General features: G+C 32.0%; 8 protein-coding genes and 1 pseudogene. All 9 read left to right on the top strand.

The window, feature by feature from the left end:
- A pseudogene (locus HNS38_RS19435) lies at window positions 1–350 on the top strand (hypothetical protein); the annotation flags it as partial.
- 15 nt (window positions 351–365) lie between these two features.
- Window positions 366–812: a hypothetical protein gene (locus HNS38_RS19430; RefSeq protein ID WP_172284743.1), complete on the top strand. Its 447-nt coding sequence runs from the start codon at window positions 366–368 to the stop codon at window positions 810–812.
- 143 nt (window positions 813–955) lie between these two features.
- Entirely contained in the window at window positions 956–3,208 is a 2,253-nt protein-coding gene (locus HNS38_RS19425; RefSeq protein WP_172284744.1) for a T9SS type A sorting domain-containing protein, read from the top strand.
- 49 nt (window positions 3,209–3,257) lie between these two features.
- Window positions 3,258–3,926: a hypothetical protein gene (locus tag HNS38_RS19420; RefSeq protein WP_172284745.1), complete on the top strand. Its 669-nt coding sequence runs from the start codon at window positions 3,258–3,260 to the stop codon at window positions 3,924–3,926.
- 73 nt (window positions 3,927–3,999) lie between these two features.
- Window positions 4,000–4,497 carry a hypothetical protein gene (locus tag HNS38_RS19415; protein ID WP_172284746.1) on the top strand — a complete coding sequence of 166 codons (498 nt, stop codon included), beginning with the start codon at window positions 4,000–4,002 and terminating at the stop codon, window positions 4,495–4,497.
- A 33-nt stretch (window positions 4,498–4,530) separates the two neighbouring features.
- Window positions 4,531–4,695 (top strand): T9SS type A sorting domain-containing protein, encoded by a 165-nt coding sequence (locus HNS38_RS21290; protein WP_172284747.1) that lies wholly within the window; start codon window positions 4,531–4,533, stop codon window positions 4,693–4,695.
- Between the two features lie 10 nt (window positions 4,696–4,705).
- A complete protein-coding gene (locus HNS38_RS19405; RefSeq protein ID WP_172284748.1) occupies window positions 4,706–5,308 on the top strand; it encodes a hypothetical protein in 603 nt (200 codons plus the stop codon).
- Between the two features lie 77 nt (window positions 5,309–5,385).
- Window positions 5,386–5,790, top strand: a complete 405-nt coding sequence (locus HNS38_RS19400; protein WP_172284749.1) for a hypothetical protein — start codon at window positions 5,386–5,388, stop codon at window positions 5,788–5,790.
- A gap of 286 nt (window positions 5,791–6,076) precedes the next feature.
- Window positions 6,077–6,640, top strand: a complete 564-nt coding sequence (locus tag HNS38_RS19395; protein WP_172284750.1) for a hypothetical protein — start codon at window positions 6,077–6,079, stop codon at window positions 6,638–6,640.
- Window positions 6,641–6,969 lie beyond the last annotated feature (329 nt).

The raw sequence follows: 6,969 nt of genomic DNA, 5'->3' as shown, positions 1-6,969 counted from the left end.
TTGGAATCGGAACAGAAAATGCTGGCACTCATAAATTAGCAGTAAACGGCTCCATTAATGCCAAAGAAATTCTAGTAACCGAAACAGTACCCGGCTCCGATTATGTATTTGAAGAAGATTACCCATTAATGCCTTTAGCCGAGCTAGAAAGCTATGTAACCACAGAAAAGCATTTACCTGAGGTAATGAGTGCCGAAGAGTTTAAAGAGAACGGATATAGTATTGGCGAAATGGATGATGTCTTATTAAGGAAAGTAGAAGAGTTGACTCTTTATATCATTCAGCAGCAAAAGGATATTGCTCAGCAACAGAAGGAGATAGATAGTTTAAAAGAAAAACTTGAAAACTAATAAAACACAAACGATATGAAAAATATAGTTTTAATACTTGCAGCACTTCTAATTGGGTTGAGCTCTTGTAAAAAAGATGAGGAAGAGTCTGTTGTTAGCATGGAAGAAATGCTTTGTAGAGAATGGCAGATGGAAAAATATATAGTTAATGATGAGGATTATGATGGAATTATAGAGCTCATATGGGAGTTTAGAACTGATGGAATCATTAATGCATCTGTAACCTCTTTAACTGAATCTTATACTGACAGTTCCGAGTGGAGGTGGACAAATAATCAAAATGATATTGAAATAAAACAATTTGCAAAAGAAAATATTAAACATATCAGTTTGCTTGGGTCTGGAGGAATTGATGATATTTGGGTTGTGCAAAGAATTATACTTCTAACATCAACAAAATTAATTGTTGAAACAGATTCTGGAGATAACATTATTAGGATTGAATTCAAAGGGAAAAGTTAAGCCTAATTAAAGTCTACCAAAAATAATCATATTCAAAATAGTTTTTTATTTATTTCAGTTTTTTTAGTAAAAATTGAAGGAATCATAAATGAAAAAGATTTTGTTATTTCACAATTAAATAATACAATATTATACTTAAAAAGATGCAAACAATAAAAAAGATATCAATAATACTATTATTATTAATACTTCAGCAGACCATATTACCAGCTCAATCATTAAATGAAAAGTATTGGTATTACCGTCATCGCCTTAAATATTTTACTGATATTGGTGAAGGCCCAGGTAAAGGAGTTTTGTTTAGTTCCAGGCACAAATATATGAAAATGCATATAGACAATGGAACCCAAGAAAACGTTGGGAGTGCTGAAATAAAAATTGGTGACGGAGGGATAGATTTGGGTTGGTATATCTCAATGCTTGCTTTAGAAGCTGATATGTTAAATAGCTCCCCTAAAAATTATACATTAACCGAGTTGTATTATGCGATGAAAGCATACGAAAGATGGGATTTGTGTGAGGATCAAGTACCCTGGGAAAACCCTAATGGAGCAGAACTAGACGGGTTTTTCATGAGGACAGATATTCCCATATACACAGGTGAGTTCACTCCTGATTTTACAAATTTAAACTATAATCTGACAGAAGAGAATGGACCTGGTAGTATGCCTCCTGGTTCACCAATGTATGTGGATCATTTTAAGGTTTGGACTGGGACTGATGCTGAAATAGAAAGGGAGTTACTAAAATCAACAATGAGTGTTGATCAAGCTGTATTTTTAATTATGGGGTTTGCGCTAGTGAATCATCATTTGGGAGATAATTTTCTTGACTTTAGAAACACTGTAACTGGGCAAAATATGTCATTTAATTTTGGAAATACTGCCCGCAATAATATATTGCTTATTTCTAGGTATATGGCTAACTTGAATTTAGAACATGGGTTTTCTTGGGAATTATCTAATTCTCCAGTTTACGAGTTTATTGATGATATCCTTCCTATCAATCCTTATCCTGAAGATCAAATGCCTGGTATTTGGACTATATTTGATCCTAATGGAGATACTGTAGGCAGAGGAGGCCATTGGCCAGCTCCAATGAGTTTTGGAATCTCAGAAGCTGTAAGGGAGTCAACAGGTACAATGATAAGTCCAGGCTTTTTTACACTTGCCGATTTTTTATGGAAAAATATACCTCTTCACTTTCATCAATTTGGAGATTGGGACCACCCTTTTCCTGGAAAGGATTACAATAAAGTTTTTATGGCAGCAGTGGCAGCAATAAGTGGTGATTCATGGGATGTTTATGATCCAACTGGTATTTTTAAAATAGTCAATACAAAAAATTATATAGACCGGTTTTTGCAACATGATCATGATCTCCTATATATGTTATTGTACACTGATTTGCATAATGATAATTGCGATCAATTTGAAGGAGAGGATTATGAAAGTAAAATTGAAAGCATTTTAAATAGAGCACCAATATGTGGTCCTTATAATTATTCAGTAGGTAATGATGCTCCAACACAGGATGTGTATTTTGAGTATTGTGATGACTATTTACCTAATAGAGCAGATGGTGGTTGGGCTAGTAGTAATTTCTTTCGTCATACTGTAAATGAAAGGAGTGGGCGTGATAATCCTGATGGTAATACAGGAGTTTATTCAGGAATAGATTATCTTTTGTTTTTCAACTTGTATCGCAATTATCGGTCATGGTGGTATGGAGGATTGAATGGATATGAACCATATAGGAATATGGTTAACAGGGAACTAGATCAAAACTACCCTTATACAGAAAATGGAGTACACTATGGGACCATTGAAAATCCAGCTAATTTAAGAGCGTTTGATTCGTTTGAATACTTTGGTGAAGTTAGTAATTCGAATTCTACCAATACTGATGGTGGTTTAAATTTAGTTGCTGGAAATTGGATGAGATTCACACCTGGTTTTCGAGTAACTACTGGGTCTAGGTTTACAGCAAAAATAGAAGAATATGATTGTTATGCCTCAGGTACTAAGGCCCCAATATTTAGTGATAATAACTATATTCAGAATGATAATCCAACACAGCCTGGAGCTAAATACGGTTCACGTAAGGATGATATACTAATAAAAGCAAACAATAATCAAGATATTATAATGTCTGAAATTGATAATTCTATTATCGTGTATCCAAATCCAGCGGATAATAATGTCCAAGTTAAAATTTTCAATAATCCAAATTATTGTAGCGTTAATATTAGGAATCTAAATGGAGAAACAATTAATTCATATGATAATTACTATAGCGATGAACCACTGGATATTTCTAAATTAGCAAATGGAATCTATATTTTAGAAATAAATATTAATGGTCAAATAATTCAAGAAAAATTTGTTGTATTGTAATGATATATATATAAGTAGATTTAAGTTAACTATATTTTTGATAAGTAAGATGTTTTTTAAGATAAAGAGAAAAATAATAACACTTAAGGCAATTGTAACACTATGTCTGTTAGTCTGCTTTACAGGCTTGTTTGCACAGAATTCTTATAATGATATGATCTTTTTATTGGATAGTAATGATACAATAAAGAATTGTAGGATTTTAAACATTAATCATAACAAGGTTACTTTTGATATTGTTAATGGAAAGAAAAACAAAGTGATTGCAATGGGAGTGCTTCTAAACGCTTATTATATTAAACTACCAAGTCCACTTAATAATATGAATGTTCCTTTTGACTCTGAACCAGATTTTATAAAAGATGATTCATTTGATTATAATCAGTACTTATTTTATCAGAGTAAATATTTGCAAGCAATTAGGGTTCAAAGAAGTACATTAGTCTTATCAATAATTGGAGTGACATGTATAGGTATTGGAGAATATTTCTTGGAAGATTACGAGAAAAATCCAATCGACCTTGACCCTAGATTATTTATGGGATCTATTCTTAAATATGGAGGTATTGGTTCAGCTTCTGTTGGAATTCCATTATTTGTTACAAGTACAATATCAAAGAATACATATAAAAAGAATCTGCAATCATTTGATAAATCAACTATTATTGTAGGTGTAAAACTTAATAATAATGGTATAGGTATCTCTATGTATTTTTAGTATTTATTTTTGTAGGTGTTAATTGAATAATAACGAGTTATTTAGAAAAATTCCTTCGCAAAAAAAATTAATTATGAAAAATCAATTTATTATCTTTTTAATTATCATTTCATTTGGATTGTTTGTCTCTTCCTGTACTAAAGAGAAGTATCATTATCTAACTGAGAATGATAAAAGTTTTTTGGGTAGGTCTGTTGGGGATTCTATGAAAGTAGTAAGTGCATGGCCTGTAGATACCAATGATTTTGTAATTCGTTCAGAGAGTTCTGATTTTGTTAAAGTTAAAACCACTGGACAAGTTGATTATCTCGAAACTATAAGGCGATATAATTCAACAGGATATATTCAAATACAAAAATCAAACACTGATGGTTTGTCAATTGAAATTAGTGCTTATGCAGAAACTTTCACAAAGATTGTAGAGTCAGATATTAGTGTCGAAATAGGAGATGTTATATACGATGATGTATATGTTTTTCACGAGAAGATTTTCTATCTTTATTATTCCTTAGAATATGGTTTTTTACGATATGATAGTTTTGATGACCCCCAATTTGTTTTTATTCCATAATTTCCTAATAATGCCAATATTGAGATAGATCATATGATTTATAAAATCTACAATCAACAAGGTATATATTTATTTGAAGGCAGATTATACCAAAACAAAGGAATAAATGTTAATGAATTATTGAACGGTTTTTATTATATTGAAGTATTTGATAATAATGGCAGAGTATTTAGAGAAAAATTCATTGTGAAAAACTAAAAACTAATCTATGAAAAGCACAATTTTTTACCTCACATTAATGCTAATGGTTTCATTATTTAGTTGTTGCAGTAATTGTAAGGATCCTGCTTGTCCCGAATTATCAACTGAAGATACGTCTTGGTTTCCTTATTATAAGAATGACACCTTGATTTTTGAAAATACTGTCGATGATTCATATATTCATTTCCCATTTAGCTATAACGGTAATTGGTCAGTCCTTCATACTCCCTCAGATGGCGATGAGTGCAATAAATACTGTATCGCTGGTAAAATCAATTATTCAGAATATTATTTTGATAGTATAGCAGAATTTAGTAGCAATTTTATTATTAATAGAATTGAGGAAAATTTCTATGTTGTTTTCTCTCGTTCGTCATCGACTGTTGTTAATAATTTTAATCCACATAGTTTTTTCGACCTTAGGCATGCCATCAAACTAGATACCTTAAGCATTAATGGGTATCTGCTTAAAGATATTTACCAATATACCTGTTACCCACAGCAAGAAGAGGTTGCTGAAACCTATGTAAAAAAAGGTATGGGCTTGGTAAAAATAGTTTTTAGAGATGGACAGGAATTTGAGTTAGTGGAGCATATAAGAGCGAAGTAATAATTAGTCAGGGCGCAAATAAATTATATTTTGTGAAATATTCGCACCCTGACTTCATTTTATCAAAAACAAAACAGATGAAAAAATCAATTTTAATATTATTCATTTTTGCAGTGCTTTTTTCTGCCTGTAAAAAAGAGGAGGAAGAAGAGCCAACACCTCCTACAAAAGAAGAGCTATTATGCCAAACATGGAATATTGATACCTATTATTTAAATGGCCATGGCTTTGCTTACCTCACTTGGCAATATGTTTGGAAATTTAAAACCGATGGTAGTATAGAGTGGCGTAAAATAGAAAATGGTGAGCTATATAAAACCACCAGTTGGGCTTGGGCAGAAAACCAAACCGCATTAGATATCACAGTACCCGATTGGGAGGACAAAACAGCCCGTACCACAATAGTAAAACTTACAGAAACCGAAATGGTTCTAGAACCCGGAGAAACTGAGATTGAATTAGAAATGACTTTTTCTAGGTAAGTTAAATCAGTAGGTAACAGGGCAAACGCGTACTTTTATTTTTCTAATTATTTTTAACAAAGCTAACGCGGATTTGCAACCGACCGTAGGGAGCTCAGCGAAGCTAATCCGTGTGATTTAAATACATTCCTTAATGTTAATATTTTCGCACGGAAAACATTTCCGCGCTAGCATTATACCTATAGATTAAACTATTTTCTTCTAAATATAGCTTTTTAACAAAGTATGCGTTTGCCCTGAGTTGGTAAGTAAATATTGGAATGTTTATATTTGATAGCTCAATATTATGAAAGCAATTGTTCAACTGACCATTTTTTTATTTACTCCTTTTCTGATTTTCGCCCAAGGAAACTTTGGAAAGTCTTTTTGTGTAGGTAGTTCCTTCACATTTTTGCGCTACTATGAAGATGAGCCCGGTTTGCCAAGGTATAATGAATACACATGGAATGTAAATGTGGCCATGCAAATTACAAAGCGATTAGATTTGGGTGTTCAAGCTATGGCTATCTTTATGAAGCCTGAAGGTGGTCCCTCAGAAAATCACCATATTATTGGTGTTTTTGGTCAATTTAACTTTATCAAGAAAGAAAAAATTAAAGTATTTGTTGAAACCTCCTTTAATACTGGTAATTACAAATTGTCAAGAAACGATTTTTATCCAAGCTATGAGAATGGAATAGTATACATAGGATTTGGAGGAGGTGTTGAACTTAAAATTTCAAAACGAATTCCACATCTGTTTTTAGACCTTTCTTTTATTAATTATGAGCAATTAAATATTGATGAATCTTATGCCTATACTCAATATGTTATAGGCTTGAATTATAGATTTGGGAAGGGATTGATATAAAATAAAACAGAATATGATAATTACTATCATATTCTGTTTTATTAATTTTTAGTTACTAATCAGTAAGAATTACAATAGTTTAATTTTCCCTGATTTCCCCAACAGCTGACGCTTCGGTTAATGACGATGCTATCATTATCGCTACATTCATCGTAGCGGACAGCATCGTTCCGGCCCAAGGGGAGTCAGGGAAAAGATTCAGCAAAATGATTAGATTGAAAAATTTGATATTCTATTCTAATTTGATTTTTGAAACTAAAATCTGATTTTTTTGGCTCCCCATGGGGCATTAGCGTTAACTTAAGCAAAAAGCTCTTTCAATTTGTTGC

It is taken from the genome of Lentimicrobium sp. L6 (genome assembly GCF_013166655.1).
GTDB lineage: Bacteria > Bacteroidota > Bacteroidia > Bacteroidales > UBA12170 > UBA12170.
This window is presented reverse-complemented; position numbering and strand designations above follow the sequence as displayed.